General features: G+C 33.2%; 13 protein-coding genes. All 13 read left to right on the top strand.

Annotation, left to right across the window (positions count from 1 at the left end; genetic code table 11):
- Window positions 1–61: 61 nt before the first annotated feature.
- Window positions 62–439, top strand: coding sequence for a PH domain-containing protein (locus HSX10_RS14535; protein WP_173588968.1), 378 nt, complete (start codon window positions 62–64; stop codon window positions 437–439).
- 38 nt (window positions 440–477) lie between these two features.
- Window positions 478–771 (top strand): DUF6804 family protein, encoded by a 294-nt coding sequence (locus HSX10_RS14530; RefSeq protein ID WP_173588967.1) that lies wholly within the window; start codon window positions 478–480, stop codon window positions 769–771.
- A 269-nt stretch (window positions 772–1040) separates the two neighbouring features.
- A complete protein-coding gene (gene hsdR, locus HSX10_RS14525; RefSeq protein WP_173588966.1) occupies window positions 1041–4313 on the top strand; it encodes a type I restriction-modification system endonuclease in 3273 nt (1090 codons plus the stop codon).
- Window positions 4313–5743 (top strand): DUF262 domain-containing protein, encoded by a 1431-nt coding sequence (locus tag HSX10_RS14520; protein ID WP_173588965.1) that lies wholly within the window; start codon window positions 4313–4315, stop codon window positions 5741–5743. Before hsdR ends, HSX10_RS14520 begins: the two co-directional genes overlap by 1 nt.
- Window positions 5721–7775 carry a DUF262 domain-containing protein gene (locus tag HSX10_RS14515; RefSeq protein WP_173588964.1) on the top strand — a complete coding sequence of 685 codons (2055 nt, stop codon included), beginning with the start codon at window positions 5721–5723 and terminating at the stop codon, window positions 7773–7775. Before HSX10_RS14520 ends, HSX10_RS14515 begins: the two co-directional genes overlap by 23 nt.
- 11 nt (window positions 7776–7786) lie before the next feature.
- Window positions 7787–9190: a class I SAM-dependent DNA methyltransferase gene (locus HSX10_RS14510; protein ID WP_173588963.1), complete on the top strand. Its 1404-nt coding sequence runs from the start codon at window positions 7787–7789 to the stop codon at window positions 9188–9190.
- Window positions 9191–10594: a restriction endonuclease subunit S gene (locus HSX10_RS14505; RefSeq protein ID WP_173588962.1), complete on the top strand. Its 1404-nt coding sequence runs from the start codon at window positions 9191–9193 to the stop codon at window positions 10592–10594.
- 3 nt (window positions 10595–10597) lie between these two features.
- Window positions 10598–11533: a hypothetical protein gene (locus HSX10_RS14500; protein ID WP_173588961.1), complete on the top strand. Its 936-nt coding sequence runs from the start codon at window positions 10598–10600 to the stop codon at window positions 11531–11533.
- Window positions 11530–13230, top strand: coding sequence for an RNA-directed DNA polymerase (locus tag HSX10_RS14495; protein WP_173588960.1), 1701 nt, complete (start codon window positions 11530–11532; stop codon window positions 13228–13230). Before HSX10_RS14500 ends, HSX10_RS14495 begins: the two co-directional genes overlap by 4 nt.
- A 150-nt stretch (window positions 13231–13380) precedes the next feature.
- On the top strand, window positions 13381–14199 hold the full coding sequence (locus tag HSX10_RS14490) for a hypothetical protein (protein WP_173588959.1): 819 nt from the start codon (window positions 13381–13383) through the stop codon (window positions 14197–14199).
- 228 nt (window positions 14200–14427) lie between these two features.
- Window positions 14428–16878 (top strand): McrB family protein, encoded by a 2451-nt coding sequence (locus HSX10_RS18670; protein ID WP_217363284.1) that lies wholly within the window; start codon window positions 14428–14430, stop codon window positions 16876–16878.
- Window positions 16879–18129: an McrC family protein gene (locus HSX10_RS14480; RefSeq protein ID WP_173588958.1), complete on the top strand. Its 1251-nt coding sequence runs from the start codon at window positions 16879–16881 to the stop codon at window positions 18127–18129.
- Between the two features lie 954 nt (window positions 18130–19083).
- On the top strand, window positions 19084–20046 hold the full coding sequence (locus tag HSX10_RS14475; RefSeq protein WP_173588957.1) for an endonuclease/exonuclease/phosphatase family protein: 963 nt from the start codon (window positions 19084–19086) through the stop codon (window positions 20044–20046).
- Window positions 20047–20229 lie beyond the last annotated feature (183 nt).

Genomic DNA, 20229 nt, shown 5'->3' with positions numbered 1-20229 from the left:
TAAGGATAAAAAAGGATAAGGATTTTTAAATTTAGAGCATATTAAATAAACAAAACAAACAATGGGACTACTAAACAAAATATTAGGTAACGCAAGCCAAGCATCAACAGAGCAACTTAACGAAAAATACGGACGCTTATTAACCGATAATGAGCAAATAGAACTCGGTTTTAAACTCTTTAGAGACGTGTTCATGTTCACTAACAAACGCTTAATACTCATAGACGTACAAGGCATTACCGGCAGTAAAGTAGAATACAAGTCTATGCCTTATAAAAGCATTTCAAGATTCTCTTTAGAAACCTCTGGGACGTTCGACTTAGATGCCGAGCTTAAAATCTGGATATCAAGTGAAAACTTACCATCCGTAAGCAAAAAATTCAATAAAAGTATCGATGTGTACGAGGTGCAAAAATACTTAGCAGCCAAAGTAATGTAAACACAAAAGTTAATACGGTTACAGCTTTAAACAAAACAATGCATAAAGAAGTCCTTATAAAAATAACATTGGTAATCCTGTTAGGGTTATGCTTGCTAGACATGCCCTACGGCTTCTATCAATTAGTGCGGTTTGCGGCATTAATAGGCTTTGGTTTTTTGGCTTATAATGCTAATGAAAAAGATAACAAAACCGAAATGATAATTTACGGAGCACTAGCCTTGCTTTTTCAACCCTTTTTCAAAATAGCCTTAGGAAGAGAACTATGGAATGGGGTAGATGTCATTGTGGCGTTAGGTCTCATGTGGACCTTATTCAAAAAGAAAAACTAAGTTTTTAAAATATTGATGTTGTGTAAAGAAGAGGAAGGTTTAAGAAATACTGAAAGAAGTTACAAACTAAAAACCAAAAAGGAGTAATACCTATAGAGGTATGAAGTAGTGTGCTTGTAGTGACTCTAAATTTCCTATCAAAAAGGATGTGATGTTTCACTTTGAAAAATGGAAGCTTTTCTTATCTTTAGTGTTCCCTTATAGACTACCCCTTAGTTTGACTTTTATACATTCCCTTATAGCCGGAATATGATAACTAATGCCTAACTATGACAAAACATATATTGCAAGCAAGTGCTAAATCTAATTTTGGCTTCTTAGCAGATAATTATATTGATGTATTTAAACTAGCTATCCTAGCAGAACGTAATTGTTTTACGGATCCTAGTACAACGTTATCTAAGCTTAGAATTCTCGCAGAGAAGCTTTCAGGATTTTTAATAGATTTTGAGGAGCTCGAAGAGCCTTACGATAAAAGACAGGTGAGTAGGTTAGGGATCTTAGCTAACAATTCAGCAATACCTGCCGAAATCATTTCTATTTTTCATACCATAAGAAAATCTGGTAACAAAGCATCGCATTCAGGTGAAGGGACACAAGCCGAAGCACGTTACATGCTAAGGCAAACCTTTTATTTAACCAAATGGTTTATAGAGGTGTATGAAAATGAGGATGTTATGCAAGATTATATAACGCCAGAGGCATCTTGGTTCATTCAAAATGATTCTAGGACTAAAGCGTTAGAAGAAGAATTAGAAGAATATAAAAAGAAACTTGTTGGTTACGAACAGAAGATTAAAGAGCAAACTCAAATTTCTGAAGAAGCGAAGCAAGAACGAAAGGAACGTGCTTATGCAAAGGCTAGGAAAACCGAAGAATCTGAAATAGAAACAAGAGACCGTATTGATAAGCAGTTAAGAGATGCGGGTTGGGAGTGTGACACACCAACTTTAAATTATAAATCGAAGAAAACGCTTCCTCAAAAAGGAAGGCAAATGGCTATTGCCGAATGGAGATGTGGAACGAAATGGGCAGATTATGCTTTGTTTAATGGTTTAGAACTTATTGGTATAGTCGAAGCCAAAAAGCACATTAAAAATGTAATGAGCGATTTAGGGCAAGCCAAAACCTATAGCGAATTAATTACTGATGATCACAATATTACGTTTCCTAATCATCCCAATAGTACAACTTATAAGGTGCCATTTATGTTTTCTACTAATGGAAGACCCTATTTAGAGCAGTTTAAAACTGCTTCTGGCATTTGGTTTTGGGATGGAAGAGACCAGAAAAATTTAGCCAGACCGTTACCTGATTGGTTTTCGCCAAGAGATTTGGTCGAAAAGTTAAACTACGATGAAAACGAAGGGGTAGAAAAACTTAAAAAAACAGATTACGATTTATTATCAGACCCAAGTGGTTTAGGTTTAAGAGCGTATCAAGTTGACGCGATCAAAGCGGTAGAACAAAAAATACTTAATAATGTAGAAGATAGGCGTGCTTTACTAGCTATGGCAACAGGAACAGGTAAAACCCGAACCATGATTGGTATGTGTTATCGATTAATTAAGTCTGGTCGCTTTAGACGTATTTTATTCTTGGTGGATAGACGTATGTTGGGAAAACAAGCGTCAGATGCTTTTAAGGAAGTGCATATTGAAGGTTTACAAACCTTTGCGCAAATTTATGATTTACAAGATTTAGAAGATAAAGCCTCAGAGCTCGATACAAAAATACACTTTGCAACCGTACAAGGTATGGTACAACGTATAGCGTATTCTGATGATTCGCCTAGTGTTGGAGATTATGATTGTATAGTTGTAGACGAAGCGCATAGAGGTTATACTTTAGATAAGGAAATGGACGAAGAAGAGTTTATTCTTCGAGACCAGCTCGACTTTCAGAGTAAATACCGTATGGTATTAGATTACTTTGATGCCTACCGCATTGGTTTAACAGCAACACCAGCATTACATACAAAAGATATTTTTGGAGATCCTGTATTTATGTATTCGTATCGTCAAGCCGTTATAGAAGGGTATCTAATAGATTTTGAACCACCATATGTGTTTCAAACTACATTGTCTAAAGGAGGTATTGTTTGGGAGAAAGGTGATGAAGTCAAAGTTTACGATCCTGAGGAGAATGAAATTAAAGACTTAGGTGTTACAGACGATGAAATTAAAGTAGAAATCACAGGCTTTAATCGCAAAGTAATCACCGAAAATTTCAATCGTGTGATTTTAAACGAGTTGATTTCTACTTATGGTATTTTACCAGAGAACAAAGGAAAGACTCTAATCTTTGCAGCAACCAATGCGCATGCAGATACTATTGTAAGATTGCTTTATGAAGAATTCGCGGAGCTTGGAGAAGATGCAGATGCTGGAGCCATAGTTAAAATTACAGGAGAGGTGTATGATCGCGAAGATTTACTACGCAAATTTAAAAACGATCAATATCCAAGTATTGTGGTTACTGTAGATTTATTAACCACAGGAATAGACGTGCCAAGTATTTCTAATTTGGTGTTTTTACGTCGGGTAAACTCACGTATTTTATACGATCAAATGATTGGTCGCGCCACAAGACGTTGTGATGAGATTGGTAAGGATGTCTTTAAAATATATGATTGCGTAGGTGTTACTGAAATTATGTCTAAAGAACAGGTGATGAAACCTGTGGCACCTTTAGTTACAAAAAGCTTCGCCAACTTAGTAGAAGAATTGGCTATTATTGAAGATGACTATGCAAAGGAAGTGAAGCTAGACCGCATCATTGCAAAAATTCAGCGTAAAGTTTCTAGTTTTAGTGAGCAACAGAAAGCGCAATTCGAAATTCTTTCAGGAGAACCAACCGTTAGAGATTTTGCTAAAAAGTTAAAGGCTATAGATATTGACCATGTTAACCAATCTATTGAAGATTATAGTCATTTATGGGAATTTCTAGATCGCGAAAAAGGGAGAACTTTAGGTTATGGCACTTTGTATAGTGACCATGAAGATCAAGTGGAAGAGGTGTCACGTGCTTACGAGAAAAACCTAAAGCCTAAGGATTATCTAGAATCTTTCGCCGAATTTATAAATAATAACAGAAACGAAATTGCGGCTTTAAACATTGTATGCACAAAACCGAGTAGTTTAACACGTACCGAATTAAAAGAATTACGATTAATACTAGATACTCAGGGTTTTAATAAAAACAACCTGAATACAGCGTATAAAGAAGTGACTAATACCGAAATAGTAGCAGATATTATTGCACATATCCGCACGTCTGCTTTAGGTGAGAATTTAGTAAGTCATCAAGAGCGTATAGCCAATGCAGTTACTAAGCTTAAAACTTCACATCAATGGAACCAGATTCAATTAAAGTGGTTAGATAAAATAGAAGCACAACTGCAAAAAGAATCCATTATTACTTTAGAAGATTTAAATAAACCGCCTTTTAGTGTTGATGGAGGTTTAAAGCGTTTAGATAAAGTGTTTAAAAATGAAACGGGGAGAATTATTAAGGAATTAAATAGCTATTTGTACGCATAATGGGGAACGTATTAAATAAAGATGTTAAGCAAGGCAATACATTAGTTGGAACAGTAAGTATTGATTCTTTTTTTAAAAGAAAAAGTAATATTACAATACCAGATTATCAAAGGCCTTATGTGTGGGATAAAGAAAAAATAGACCAATTATTTAGCGATTTAAAAAGTCATTTTTTTACAGATAATATTTTTCAAGGTAATACAGATAGTTATTATTTAGGTACTGTTTTATTGTACAAAAAAAATGATGAATATCAAATAATAGATGGACAACAAAGAATAACTACTTTAGTTTTAATGCTAAAAGCATTTGGTGTTCGTGGTTATTCAGAAGACATTTTTAATTTAAATTATAAGTCTAATATTTCACACAAAAATATTAAGAAAAACTACGACTATTTAGTTTCTTATAATGGTTTCATAAAGAATTTTTTTGAGGATCTTGTAAAGAAATTAGTTTTTACAATTATTATAACACCTTCAGAAGATGAAGCATTTACTTTTTTTGATAGCCAAAATAATCGTGGTGTGCCTTTAAGTGCTATTGATTTTTTAAAATCGTACCATTTAAGAGAATTGAAATATAGTGAAGATCTTCAAGCAGTTTTTGCAAGGAAATGGGATTCAAATAACAAAGGGAAGTTTCTAGAGTATTTGTTTGATAATTATTTATGGAGAAATAGAAATTGGAAAGGAAAATGGCTAGAATATGAGTCAAAAACAGCTATTTTAAATACGTTTCAGAAAAACAGTAAAAACAGTTATGTAAAAGAGGTTAAATTGTACCCAAATGCTTTTAATACACTCGCTTCAAACCTAGTGTTTGATGAGAAAAAAGGTGTGAATTTACAAACTAATTCTTTATGGTTAAATACAAAAGAGAAGGATTATCCATTTACATTAAGACAACCCATACAAAAAGGGATTGGCTTTTTCTTATATGCAGAAAAATATACCGCATTGTATAACCATTTGTTTGTAGAAAAGGCAAATAATGAATTTATTTATTTTTACGAAACAATTTACTCCAATATCAATAATTATCTTAAAGGGTTTTTTAAACTCTGTTCTATTTCTTTTTATGACCAATTTAAAGGAGAAAAACTATATGACTTTGCTTTGTATTTAGATTATTTTTTAGGAAGTATCCGTTTAGGACAAAAAGCCATTGTTGCTCAAACCATAATAAAAATATTAAGAGATCAATCACAAAATTTATTAGATGTAATTGATATGAGTTATGAGCCACAAGAAGTGTTTGGTTTTTTAATTAGTATTACCGATAATAATTTATATCGGAATAATGCTAATGAAAATTTCTCAGGTGTAAGAGGTAATTATTACAATTCAGTAAAGTGGTATTACAAAAAAGAAACAGAAACCATGTTAAATAAAAGAGACTGGATAAATGATAGACTTATTAGAAAGTAACGAGCATCTTATTGATATTAAGTCTGAAGAAATAACTTTAAGCAAAGTAGTTTCTAATAATTTAAGGTTTAATATTCCTTTGTATCAAAGGCTTTATGTTTGGGGAGAGGAACAAATAAATACGTTATTAGGAGATATTAAAAATGCATTTTTAACAGATACCACTAAACCTTTTTTCTTAGGTGGTATTGTTGTTATAAAAAACAACAAAAAGCAATTTGATTTAATAGACGGGCAACAAAGGTTTACTACATTGTGGTTAATAAGTAAGTTTTTAAATAGAGGTGGTTTAGAACAATTTACTTATACCAATGGAGATAGCACTGCAAACGATAAATCTAACAATTTTGATTGCCGTTTACATTTTTCTGTAAGAGATTTTGCAAATAAGTATTTTTCTAAACACAATTTTATACTGACTAATTCTGAAAATGAGGAATTAAAAGCTATTTCTTCAGCTGAAAAAACAATCGAAACCTATTTTAACAACGATAGTAAAGAAGTAGAGGATATAAATTTAGATAAATTATCAGAATATATTTTTAAAAACATTCGCTTGATTGCTACAGAAATGCCTGTAAATACTGATGAAAACAAAGTGTTTGAGGCAATGAATAATAGAGGTGTACAATTACAGCAACACGAAATTTTAAAGTCTAGATTACTTCATCGATTACAGCACGACCCTGATAGAGAGAAATATGCAATGATTTGGGATGCATGCTCTGTTATGGATGAATATGTAGAAAAAAGTTTAAAAGACACTGCTAATTTTACATGGGGAGAATTGTTTCCGGATAAAGTTACAGAGAATGAAGATAAGTATGAAGAAGTACCAATTGATATTTTACCTAAATTAAAAGCATTTGAAGAAAAGGAAGGTTCTATAAATCTTTTAAAGATTATTAGTGATGCTAAATTTCTAGAAGCCAATGATAATTCTAAGGAAGATAAAACCCAATATAGCTCAGAACAGGTAAGAAGCATAATTACTTTTCCGATGCTTTTGCTGCATACCTTGCGTATTTTTCAATTTAAAAAGTTTAAAAATTTAAAGCCTGAAGAAAGCGCAGAAGTAAAAGAAAAAAATCTGATAAAAATATTTGAAGATGCTTTTAAAAACGAAACTCTAAACGATGAAAATATAGTTACTGATTTTTTTAAACTTTTATGGCAGGTTAGAGTGCGTTTTGATAAGTATGTTATTAAATGGGTTACCAATCCAGATAGCAATCACGAAGAAACGCATTTGATTAAAAAATTATATAAATCAAAATATAAAGAAACAATTTCTGTAAGGCGAGTAAGTCCAGATACTAATGAGAAATTTGCGTTATTACAAAGCATGCTTTACCACTCGCAAGAATTAATTACACAGTATTGGTTAACGCCATTTTTAAATAAAATGTTAGAAGATGATGTAGATGAAACGATACTTTTTAAGTATTTAAAGCAGCTTGATAACGCCATGTTTTGTAATGAAAGAACTGCAAAACTAAAAGAATTAAGTTTTAGTATGTTAACCAAAGATGAAACAGAGATGAGTGGTAACGTAGATTTTGTTACAGCTGTTTTAAATTTAAAAGATGGGACAAAGTTTGCTAGTTATTGGTTTTACAAACTTGATTTTATTTTATGGATGAACCGAAAAGAGCTTATTGCATATAAAACAGAAGATGTAAAGAAACTCTGGGAAAACTATAGAATGACTGCCAAAAATTCGGTAGAGCATATTTGCCCTCAAACACAAAACCCACATGATTCCGATTTGATTTATAACGTTTCCGATTCGGAAGAAGTGAAAAAACAAAAGCTTGATGATTTTGGAAATTTAGTATTGCTAACCTCTAGCATGAACTCAGAGTATAGTAACAAGATGTACGCAGTAAAAAGAACAGAATTTATAAAGAAAAAAAGATTAGATTCGCTTAAATCAGATATAATCTTTGAAAAAAATAATTGGAATTATCAAAATATGGACGCTCATAGAGTAATGATGATTGAACAATTTTCAAACTACCTTAACAATTAGAAAACATATAAATGGCATTAACAACCCAAGAAATAGTAAACAAACTTTGGAACCTCTGTAACGTATTACGAGACGATGGTATCACCTACCACCAATACCTAAACGAGCTCACCTTTATTCTGTTCCTTAAAATGGCAGAAGAAACCGACTATAACGATAAGTTGCCAGAAGGCTACCGTTGGGAAGACCTAAAACAAAAAGAAGGCGTAGAACTCGCCACCTTTTACCGTCAGTTACTATTAAAATTAGGAACGGAAAGCACAGGCAACATCCAGAAAATATACAATAACGCACAAACCAGCATACAAGAACCTGCCAACTTACGTAAAATTATAAAACATATTGATGAGCTAGATTGGTTTGAAGCCAAAGACGAAGGTTTAGGCGAAATGTACGAAGGTTTGCTAGAAAAAAATGCAAGCGAGAAAAAATCGGGAGCAGGACAATACTTTACACCACGACCATTAATTAATGTGATGGTGCGCTTAATGGATCCTAAAGTAGGCGAACGCCTTAACGATCCTGCTTGTGGAACCTATGGTTTTATGATTGCTGCACATCATTACATTTTAAAGCATAACGATATTTATAACCTTACCGAGGAACAAAACAACCACTTACAAACCGAGCAATACAGTGGTTGCGAGTTGGTAGGCGATACCCATCGTTTAGCCATGATGAATGCTTTTTTACATGGTATGGGCGGAAACATTGCTCTAGGCGATTCTTTAAGTAGTTATGGTGAAAGCATTAAAAACATGGACTTAGTCCTGGCAAACCCACCATTTGGAACTAAAAAAGGTGGCGACCGACCAACCAGAACCGACTTAGTCTATCCAACCTCAAACAAGCAACTCAACTTTTTACAAGGTATTTACCGCAGTTTACACACACGTGGTGGCGCACGTGCAGCAGTAGTTTTACCAGATAATGTATTGTTTGAAGATGGCGACGGACAAAACGTACGTAAAGACCTCATGGAAAAATGCAATCTACACACCATTTTGCGTTTACCAACAGGTATTTTTTACGCAGCAGGTGTAAAAACCAACGTGCTATTCTTTGAGCGTGGTAAAACAGATAAAGCCAATACCAAAAACGTGTGGTTTTACGATATGCGTACCAATATGCCCAACTTCGGTAAACGCACACCATTTACCGAAAGCTATTTTGCAGATTTTGAGAAAGCCTACACCGCCAAAGACCGCAACAAAATTAAAGACGAACGTTTTAGCTGCATAACTAGAGAAACTATTGCCAAAAAGAACGACTCTTTAGATTTAGGCTTAATTGCAGACGATAGCATTACCAAAGCTGAAGACATTGGAGAACCTATAGACATAGCCAAAGTAGCCCTAACCGAATTAACTAGCATAACCAAAGAGTTGAATGCCATAATTAAAGCGTTAAACTAGATGGAGAATAAATTGCCAAAGAATTGGGTTGAAACTGAATTTAAAGAGCTTACAGCTTTTGTTATTGGTGGAGATTGGGGAAAAGATTTAGAATTTGAATTTGATGTTGATTCTGAAATTGTTTCTTGCATTAGAGGAAGCGAAATAAAAAATTGGGAACGAGATAAGGGAAGTACAGCTTCGATAAGAAAAATTAAATCAGCAAGTTTAGAAAAAAGAGCTTTAGTTGAAGGGGATATTTTATTAGAAATCTCAGGAGGAGGACCAGATCAGCCAGTTGGACGAACAATTTATATAGATGAAGAAGCTTTAGATGTAAATATTGATTGTAAAAAAGTCTGTACTAACTTTTTAAGAATGGTTCGACTTTATGATAATTTAGATAAGAAATTTATCAAGCATTATTTGGATTCTTTTTATTTGTCTGGAGAAATTCTGAAATATCAAGGAGGAAGTAACAATCTAAGAAATTTAAAATACAAGGAATTTGAAACTATTAAAATCCCACTTCCACCACTAGCAGAACAACAACGCATTGTTACCAAGTTAGACGAGTTATTTGGGCATCTAGATACCCTTAAAACCCGTTTAAACCACATACCACAAATCCTTAAAAATTTTAGACAAGCGGTGTTAACCCAAGCAGTAACAGGTAAACTTACTGAGGAATGGCGTGTTGGGAAGGATTTGGAGGAATGGGAGGAAACTACTTTAGAACATCTAGTTTTATTTGCAGGGAATGGACTTTCTAAAAGAAGTGGAGAAGGAGAAGATTTAACCGTTTTAAGATTAGCCGATTTTAAAAATGGGATACGAGTTTTTGGTAATGAAAGAAAGATTCAGCTAACAGAAAAAGAACGAATTAAATATACACTAAACAATAATGACTTATTAATTATAAGGGTAAATGGTAGTGTAGATTTAGCAGGTCTTTTTATTCTATATAATAATGAGGGAATTAAGGAAGCTTTCTGTGATCATTTCATAAGGTTAACTGTTGATTCAGAAAGGATAATTCCGTTATATCTTACTTATATTTCAAATAATGGAGATGGAAGATTGTATCTTAAGAACTCTTTATCAACAAGTGCTGGACAAAATACTATAAATCAAAAATCGGTTAAAGGATTGTCTATAAATTTACCATCGTTAGAAGAACAAACCGAAATAGTAAAACGTGTAGAGCATTTATTTGCCAAAGCAGAAGCTATAGAAGCGCAATACCAAAGCCTAAAAACAAAAATAGACAGTTTACCACAAGCTATTTTAGCCAAAGCCTTTAAAGGAGAGTTGGTAGCGCAGTTAGATACGGATGGTAGTGCTGCCATGTTGTTGGAGGAGATACAAAAAATGAAAGCGTCATTGCGAGGCACGAAGCAATCTGTTAAAAGGAAAAAGAAATAAGTTATGGCAAGAATTATTTGTCCTGATATGATTCCAAAGTCATTATGGGATAGTTCAGAGAAAACAATGACATTACCGCACGCAATAATTGATTGTTGGAAAAAACTACTTGGTGAAAAAGATTTGTTAATTGAAGCTACTGAAAACAATTTCCGAGGTGAAATTGGTGGTATAGATGAAGAAGCAACTCATAAACATTATTCTTTTAATTATAATGGGTCTTGTGCTCGATTTCAATTAGCCTTTTTAGATCCTAAAGAAGATTTAAAAGAAGTTTCAGACGCATTCGTAAAATCCCTTGGTGGATATGATGTATTTATAACAGATATTCCATCAGGTACAGGTGCAGCTTCTCTTTCTTTACTTTGTAATATTGCCCAATTACGAGAGGAAAAAGTGTTTCCGCCTATTCCTATGAGTATAGAAATTTTGGCTGGTGAAATTTCACAAACAGCAATTGATATTTTTAAAGAGTCTTTTGATGAATTAAATGAGTATCTTGAAGAGAATGAAATTTATGTTCAATTACATACTGAAATTTGGGATGTTACAGATGACGATTCAACTTTACAATTAATAAATAAAATAACTTCGTTAAGCCAAAAGAATAATGATAAAATTTTATTACTGGCAAATTTTACAGGATTTCTTGAGAGAGAAGGTAAATGGAACGATGTAAAGCATCAATTTGAAAAACTTTTTAATCACTTTTCAGGAAAGTCAACTATCGCAATTTGGTTAGAACCCAAATATAAAATTAGTTTTATTAGCTTTTTTCCAAAGGCAATAAAATGGTTTAAGAATAAGTTTAAAAAACTTATTGGTTCCACAGAGGACATTAAAATAGAAACTTCACAGGCCTTTTTTAATCATGGATTAATAGATGTTACATCAAGAACTAGTGTTGCTGTCGTAAGATTTAATACAGAAAGATTATGAAATCAGAAACAATAGCCATAAAAGCAATCAATAATTATCGGAAGAGAGATATTATTGCTTACTTGTCTTTAAGGTATTATCTGGATACAACTGCAAGTAAAACAGATGTTTGGGCTAAGGAGGTCGCTGTGAATCTTTCAATAAAAAATAAAAAACCTAATTTTTTAAAGACGAAACATTTTAAAACATTTACAAATAATGAAATTAAACAAAGAACGATTTATGTACCAGGACCAAATGACATAATAGCGGAGTCTGTGTTAATAAATGAATGTTCAAATTTTATTGAGTTTCATTCTAGTAAATCTGTCTATAGTTATCTTTTAGTCTCAGATGAAGAAGATTTAATTTATAAACATTACATGCATGGTTGGAAAGATAGACATGATTCTATTAAGCAAACTTGTGAGAATAATATAGATCAAGAAGTTATTTATTTCGATATTAAATCTTTTTATCCTTCAATTAGCTTAGAATTAGCTAAAGATAAATGGATTGATACATGTGATAAAACTAAAATAAATGATATAATAAAGAGGTTGGGTCTAAATTTTTTGAGTAAATATGAAAAGGTTCAAAGTGATTCAGATAAAAAGGGATTACTTGTTGGTCCTATGTTTAGTCATTTGATTGCAAATTTAGTGCTAAATAAAGTTGATGAAACAATGGAATCGATAACCAATAATCGATATTGGCGTTATGTGGATGATATTATTATCATTGGATCTTCAGAAGAAGTAAAGGTTTATGCGCAAAAGTTAGCGGAACTACTTGAAGCGTTAAATTTAGATTTACACAAAGAAGATAAAATATTTCAAATATCAGCTAAAGATTGGTTATTAAATTCTATTGCAATTGATCAAGAGTTATCAAACAAGTGGATGAAGCATATTGTTATTCTTAAGCAATTTGTAATAGACAGTCCTGATCAAATTAATGATCTGAATGACACATTTATTAAAAATGGTATTAGAGTTGATATTCCTATGATTTCAGAAGATATTAGATCAAAGTCTCGCAGAAATCGTAGACTAGAAGATTGGTTTGGTAATTTAATAGGAAATAGAAAACTGAGCGTATCAGAAATAGTTAATGATTTTAAAATTTTAAATAAATATTATATTGACTTGTTTAAGTCTAAGGTTGAATTAAAAATTGATAACAAACTTGGGCTAAAATCACATCATACACTTTTACGCTATTTAGTAGGTAGACTAATATATTTATCATCGGAAGAGGATTTAAATATGGTAAGTTCAAAAATTGCGGACATACCAGAATTAAAACTTCAATATGAAATAATTAATGCCTTAATTTCATTGGATATATCTATGGTTTTAAAATTAGGTTCTAATGCTGCACAAGCAGCTGCTCAGGTAATTAAAGTAAAGTCAAAAGTTGTTAAATACAGTATATCTGCACCTAATGAATATGAAATACAAGGATTATCTATTTTTAAATTTCATGGAATTTCAATAGAGTTTAAAGAGGAAACAAATATAGATGAACCATTATTTAAATTTGCTTCAGGTAATATAAAGGCTAGTAAAATCCAAGAGAATCAATTTCTTAATGAATTTGGAGCACTTCATGGTAATACAGAATCAAAACATGAAGAAACACTTGATTCTTTTTTTAATGAGAATGAGTCATGGTCTTTTGATGCAATGGATTCAGGTTATGGTTATAGTGGTTAATTATATGAAATGTAGAAAGAGAGTTTAAGAAGTAGTAATTAAATAGAGCTCGTGAAATATAGAAAATAAGAACTAACTCTAACTCATGTAAAAGTTTTGAAAGCTAGTTTGTTAAATTAGATTTCATGGGAGAGGTTATAAAAAGAAAACATGATAGACAATATAAAATATGCAACTATTAGCGACATTTATGTAAGGGACTTGATGTTTTACGAAGAGAAAGATGTAACTAATTCAATAAAGTTTTGCAAGAATAATAATATCACATATTTACCAGGGAAAGATCGGAAATCATGCTATAAGTTAATAGGTGATAAATTTCAAACTACAAAGTTGTCTGATGATCTAATTTGTAATCCTACAGATTTACTTTTCGATTCAAAAACATTAAATAAATTTAAAAGTGGTAATCATGATGACGTCTTATTTGTTATGGAGAAAAAGGTTATAAAAGGCGTTGTCCACGTTACTGACTACAATAATTCTTTTATAAATTTTGAAACGTATAAATTAGTTTATCAATTTGAAAATTTAATACGTATCTATTTGATTAAAAAGAATGAAACAAATGATTCTTTGATTTCATGGATGAAAGAAGAATCTAAAAACAATTCGCATTTTGAAAAGAGGTATAAGAAATGTATGCCTAATGATGATTCAAAAAAAGAAATAGAGAAGAATCGTAGATTGAATTTTAATCCTTTTCAGACATTTTTTTTAAATGATTTGCTCTATTTCATGATTAGCAAAAATTATCTATCATCTAAATTTAACACACGTTCTGTAGAAGCAATAAAAAAGGTAAGGAATTGGGTTGCCCACAATAAGGATTTGGCTCACTTAAAGTTTGGTGACCAATTTCCTATTTACCAAATAAAAGAATTGGAACTATTTGTAAAGCATATTAATATATTCTTTGATGCCTACGAAGAACTTGAGTTTAGCTTGCAGGAAATAAACATCAAATAAAATTGTCATCGAATCAATATTGCAATCATTAGCTACAATAACATGCTTTAGTAAACAAAAAGCGGAACAACGTATACCTTATGCAGTAATACGGTTATCCGTAAAGATAAAATTGGGTGAAAAAGTAAATTAGCCTTTGGGGAATGTAATTCAATAAAATGTTCAGAAGACGCTATTAAAGAGTTGGTAATGATTAATTATGTGTGGAAAGAAACAATGTAATAGACTATGAGTTTAGACAAATACGAGCAATGGTTGATTGCTTTTGATAATAAAAAAGAGAATACGGCTTATAATTATAAAAAGGCAATATCCAAGATAGAAGATCATTACGTTAATCTTAAGGGGGAGCCTGTTGATTTTTTTAAAATTAAAGTACCGCAACTAAAGGAGGTATTGGAATTATATGGACTAAAGGGGAAAGAGTTTGATTTTGGAGATCGATCTAAGGGGACTAATAGAAATGCTTTAAATGCCTTGTACAAATACAGAAAGGGAAATTTTAAATCTGCAATATCACAGATAACTTCAGATCAGGTTAATGCTTGGTTTTCTATGACTATAGAAAAGGAGGTGCCGCAACAAGCATTAGAAGATAATTGGAGATATAATCTAGCGCATGATGAAACGGACAAGAAATTTCCGTTTCAATGGGCTATAAAATCGATTGCCGAAAAGAATGGATTGGCTTTAACGGAGTTCAAGTCAAGTTTGCCTAATAGAAGTTTGGTATGTGAGCTGTTTGACGTATATATCAATGAAGAACTAATCTACGATCAAACAGATGCAAATACCTTTATAGCTTACTATCATAAACAAGTGAGTCACAAAGAGCTTTTTCAAAGCTGTATGGATTACGCTAGTGCGTTTAGTGAACAATTGGTGCGAGATCCTTATGATGCTCGCATAGCCATTTCTAGCGATAATCGCGTAATGTATTTTATAGGGATGCGAAATGTATATGGTTATAGTGAAAAGAATGGAGAGGCATACATCAACTTTATTATAGATGCTGAACTTGAAGAAAAGATTAAACAGCAAGGTTTTAAATATGAAATCTATGAATATAAAGGGGGAGATCATAAGATTAACCTTTATCTAAATCTGACAGATTGGAATGAGATTCCTAAATTTATTTTAGAAAATCATAGGGCTTGTTTAGAACAAGAATATCATGAAGAGATAAAGTCATCCATTAGACGCTGGAAAGAAGATGCAAATTCTACGAATTATGCGCTTAAGACCATAATTTTTGATGATCTGGATGTGGAAGATTGGATAAAGGATCAAAAAATTTCAGAACATGAAGAATTTTATTTATCGGAAAAAGTAAATAATGGTAAAAGTGCTGCAATGAATAAGAAAAACATAGATAGGTCTGTTAACCAAATCCTATATGGTCCACCAGGAACTGGTAAAACCTTTTATTTAAAAGATAAGCTATTTGATAAATATACTATTGAAGAGACCTCAATATCTCATGATAAGTTTTTTGAAGAAACAGTATCCGATTTAACATGGTGGCATGTTGTTGCTTTAGCCTTATTAGAAATGGGTACCGCTAGAGTCAACGCTATTTTAGATAATAGATGGGTAGCAAAGAAAGCGAGTCTTTCGGAATCTAAAAATGTAAGAGCAACACTTTGGGGTACATTGCAAATGCACACCATTATAGAGTCTAAAAACGTCGCTTATACCCAAAGGCAAGCCCCATTTATTTTTGATAAGAATGAAGATAAATCTTGGTCTTTATTAGAAGCAGACTTAAAAGAGCAGGTCCCTGAATTATATGATTTGCTAGACAAGGTTAATAATTTTAAGGCCAACCCTGATAAGGTGATTAAAAATTACAGTTTTGTAACCTTTCATCAGTCCTTTGCTTACGAAGATTTTATAGAGGGTATAAAACCTGTATTGCCAGAAAATGAAGCTGAAGAGGCTAAAGACTTGGGCTATACCATTGAAGATGGTGTCTTTAAATTGCTATGTACAAAAGCTAAAAATGACCCTGGTAATAGGTACGCTATTTTCATTGATGAAATTAATCGTGGCAATGTGTCCGCCATCTTTGGAGAACTCATCACGCTTATTGAAGTCGATAAACGAACAGGGGCTAAAAATGAATTGCGTATTAAACTGCCGTACTCTAAAAAGGAATTCAGCGTGCCTTCTAATCTAGATATTTATGGCACCATGAATACCGCAGACCGTTCCGTAGAGGCTTTAGATACCGCTTTACGCCGTCGTTTTGAGTTCAAAGAAATGATGCCCGATTATGCCATTATAGCAAATGGGGAGGTAGAGGGCATAAGGCTTTCAAACGTTTTAAAAACCATTAATGAACGTATAGAATTATTGATTGATAGAGAGCATGCAATTGGACATTCTTATTTTGTTGGAGTAGAAACAGCAAAGCAACTAGCCAAGGCATTTACAAATAAAATAGTACCCTTATTACAAGAATACTTTTATGGTGATTATGGTAAAATAGGTTTGGTGCTAGGGAAAGGTTTCGTTGAGAAAATAAAAAATGATAAGATTGAATTTGCTAGTTTCGATTATGAAAATGCTAATGATTTTAAAACGGCAACCTATGTTTTAAAACCTGTGGATAGTACATCAATCATTGAAGCCATCGAGCTCTTATTAGGTGAAGCTGAAGTAAAAAGAACTAAATAATTGACGACTCGTAAGACTATATCTGTTTTTGAACACCAACGTCTTTATGTTGGTGAGCATGGTTTTAAGCAAATGCATTTAGATGCGCTTTTAAAACTCAATGACTACCATGATGGGAATTATTTTGAGCCTATTGCTAAAGGGGTTAAATTCAACCAGTACGTAGGTGTTATTCAGGTGGATGGCTTAACGATAGAGATTCACCCGAAAGCGGATAAGGATGATGACGATAATAGATGGAAAGGGGTGTTGCTTCAAATGCTTAAGGCGTGTGGCAAACTAAAGGCAGAGTCTTCTGGTGCAGCTCATGTAAAGCGACAACATCTTAACTTGTTAGAAGTTTATTTTGAGTTGTACTTGCACGAGGTCGAAGCGCTTATTCGAAAAGGAGTTATTAAGCAGTATAGAAAGCAAACCCAAAATACTAAAGCATTAAAAGGAAAGTTAGAATTTGCAGGTCATATAAGGCATAATGCGGTTCATAAAGAACGTTTTTATACGACGCATCAAGTTTATGATACTAACCACGTGTTGCATCAGGTATTGTATAAAGCCTTAACCATCGTTGATCAATTTACTAAAGGTACACGGCTTTGTGATTTAAGCAGTAGAGTGCTATTGAATTTTCCTGCAGTAGATAAGAAAACAATCACCGCACAGCAACTCAAGACTATTAAATTAAATCGGAAGTCCAACAGCTATACTGAGGCTTTAGAGTTAGCACGACTGATTATTTTAAACTATTCCCCAGACATTTCAAGTGGTAAAGAAAAGATGTTGTCCCTATTATTTGATATGAATGATTTGTGGGAGACTTATATCTTAAAGCAAGTTAAGAAAGCTTGTGAAGGCTCTGGTATTGAAGTTTCGGGGCAAGAGTCAAAATCATTTTGGGGCAATAATAGTTTGCGACCAGATATTGTATTGCGGCAAGGAGAAAAGACTTTTATCATAGACACGAAATGGAAACGTCCACTAAGAAGTTCTGCTTCGGTAAGTGATCTACGCCAGATGTATAGCTATTGTCGTTTTTGGGATGCGGAAAAAGCTATGCTTTTATATCCTGGAGATGATGCAGAGAATAAGTTTAAATCCTATTTAACGGATGATTATTCAAGCCATATAAAGGAGGGGCCTAAAGAAATGGAGCACCAATGTAAGATGGGATTCGTTTCTGTTCTTAATGATAATGGAGACTTAGATAAAAGGATGGGGGCAAAAATTATAAGATTATTAGAATTAATAGGTTGAAGCCACTTAAAAGGTTAAATGAAGTAGAGACGTTGATCTTTGATTAAAGACAATCTGGGGACAAATTAAAGGAAATAAAACATAAGTAGGACTCATAGAAGTACGCGGTCCTATGAAACACAACCACTAACATCAAAATCAAGGTAGGCAGGTAATAAGGTGTTCGTCAGGCGTTCCATTTTGTTATATAGTACATTTGGGCAAGGCACAGTACCCACGAAAGTGGGTATCTTATTCATAATTCGCAAACCACATAAGTAACCGCTCAAACCAACCCCTTGCCCAAACCATAAATAGCACTACTGCGGCGACACGTCCTCGCAGCACTATGTATTTGTACTATGCCACACACTACACTATTCCTCACCCATAGCTACTCTTGTACCTTAAAATCCAAAGCGGTTTTGCGCAAAGCGCAAGCGCTAAAAATTAAGGGACAACCGCTATTTAATATTTCGCGAGCCTGCGGGTCGCTGCGGGCAAAACCCACAGTAAAGAGGTGCTCAATAGTAGCTTTTTACGGATAATTAAAGGGCCATAAAACGTTAAGATTTAAAAGAGTTAAAGCTGTGGGTCTACGGGTGTCACATTTTTTGAAACCGAAACAATAAACCTAAAGGATCTCAATAACGGACGCAGCAGAACCATAAAAAAAATGGTACAGCTGCTGTCCTGGCAAGTAAGAGTAGTACCAATCCTCGCTTTTTCCTACCGTCAAAAACTTCAAATCAGCACAACACTTACCTAAGCGAATAAACAGTAAGCCACCATACAACAAATCAAAAAACTGCGCCACCCTTGCGGTAAACCGTTGCTGTGCTGCGCCCTTTTGCAAAAAAATGCAACGGGCTATTCATCACACCACCCTTGCTCATCTCGCAGTCGGCTCGCGCCTTTTAGATTACCTGCTTATCAAACAATTGGAAATAAGAACCAATAGTAGTATATTGAGAGATGAATGCAATACAAAAACAACCACCTCAGGAAGTTATAGAGAATCTAGAATTTCTAAAAGCCGACTTAGACATTAAAATACCTTCCAAACAATTAGATAAAAACCTTCTAATTGCAACCTGGAACATTAGAGCATTTGGAAACCTCACACGTAAATGGGATTCTGATGATGACGATTCACCTAAAAGAGATTTACATTCAATTCTATGCATTGCAGAAATTATAAAACGTTTTGATGTTATAGCAGTACAAGAAGTAAAAGATAACATCCGTGCTTTAAGGGATACATTAAAAGTATTGGGTTCAGATTGGTCATTAATTTTAACCGATGTAAACAAAGGAAAAGTGGGGAACGGTGAACGCATGGCTTATGTCTTTGATACACGTCGTGTACAACTTTCCGGATTAGCAGGCGAACTTGTAGTGCCAGAAGAATGGGAAGATGCAATTAAAGATAACGCACTTTCAAATCAATTTGTAAGAGCACCGTATGCCGTAAGTTTCAAATCAGGAAAACGTACATTTATTCTAGTAACACTACATATTTTATATGGTAAAAATAAGAATAGCCGTATTCCCGAATTGCGTGGTATAGCCAAATGGCTCAGGGAATGGGCGGAGAATGTGAATGCATACCATCAAGACTTTATTGTCTTAGGCGATTTCAATATAGATGCTCGTGGCGATTTGCTAAATCAAACATTTTTATCTGAAGGGCTTTATGTTCCACCGCAATTACAAGACGAAAAAGTAACCAGGTCCATTTTCAATAAAACAAAGTACTACGATCAAATTGCTTGGTTCAATAGTGATGATGGTGGTCCTAAATTAGCAATGGATTTTATAAATGGAGGTAATTATGATTTTGTAAATGTGGCTTTAAAAAATCGAGTGTTAACCAATAATAATTTGTCCTGGCTCATCTCAGATCACTATCCATTATGGGCAGAATTTAAAGTATAAAAAAGAACACAAATAGAGTGGGCTTCCATCGGCCACCACTAAAATGCTATAAAGCGCAAGCCAAAGGTTTTGAAAAAAATAATACGCCGTAAAAAGCGTATTTTTTTTGCGCTTACTTTTTTCTATTAAATGAGTTTTGCGCTTATTTTTTTGTAATTGCGCTCGTTTTTAAATTTTAATTTG

It is taken from the genome of Winogradskyella undariae (genome assembly GCF_013285155.1).
Lineage (GTDB): Bacteria > Bacteroidota > Bacteroidia > Flavobacteriales > Flavobacteriaceae > Winogradskyella > Winogradskyella undariae.
Note: the sequence above shows the minus strand (reverse complement) of the source record. Positions and strands in the feature narration are given on the sequence as shown.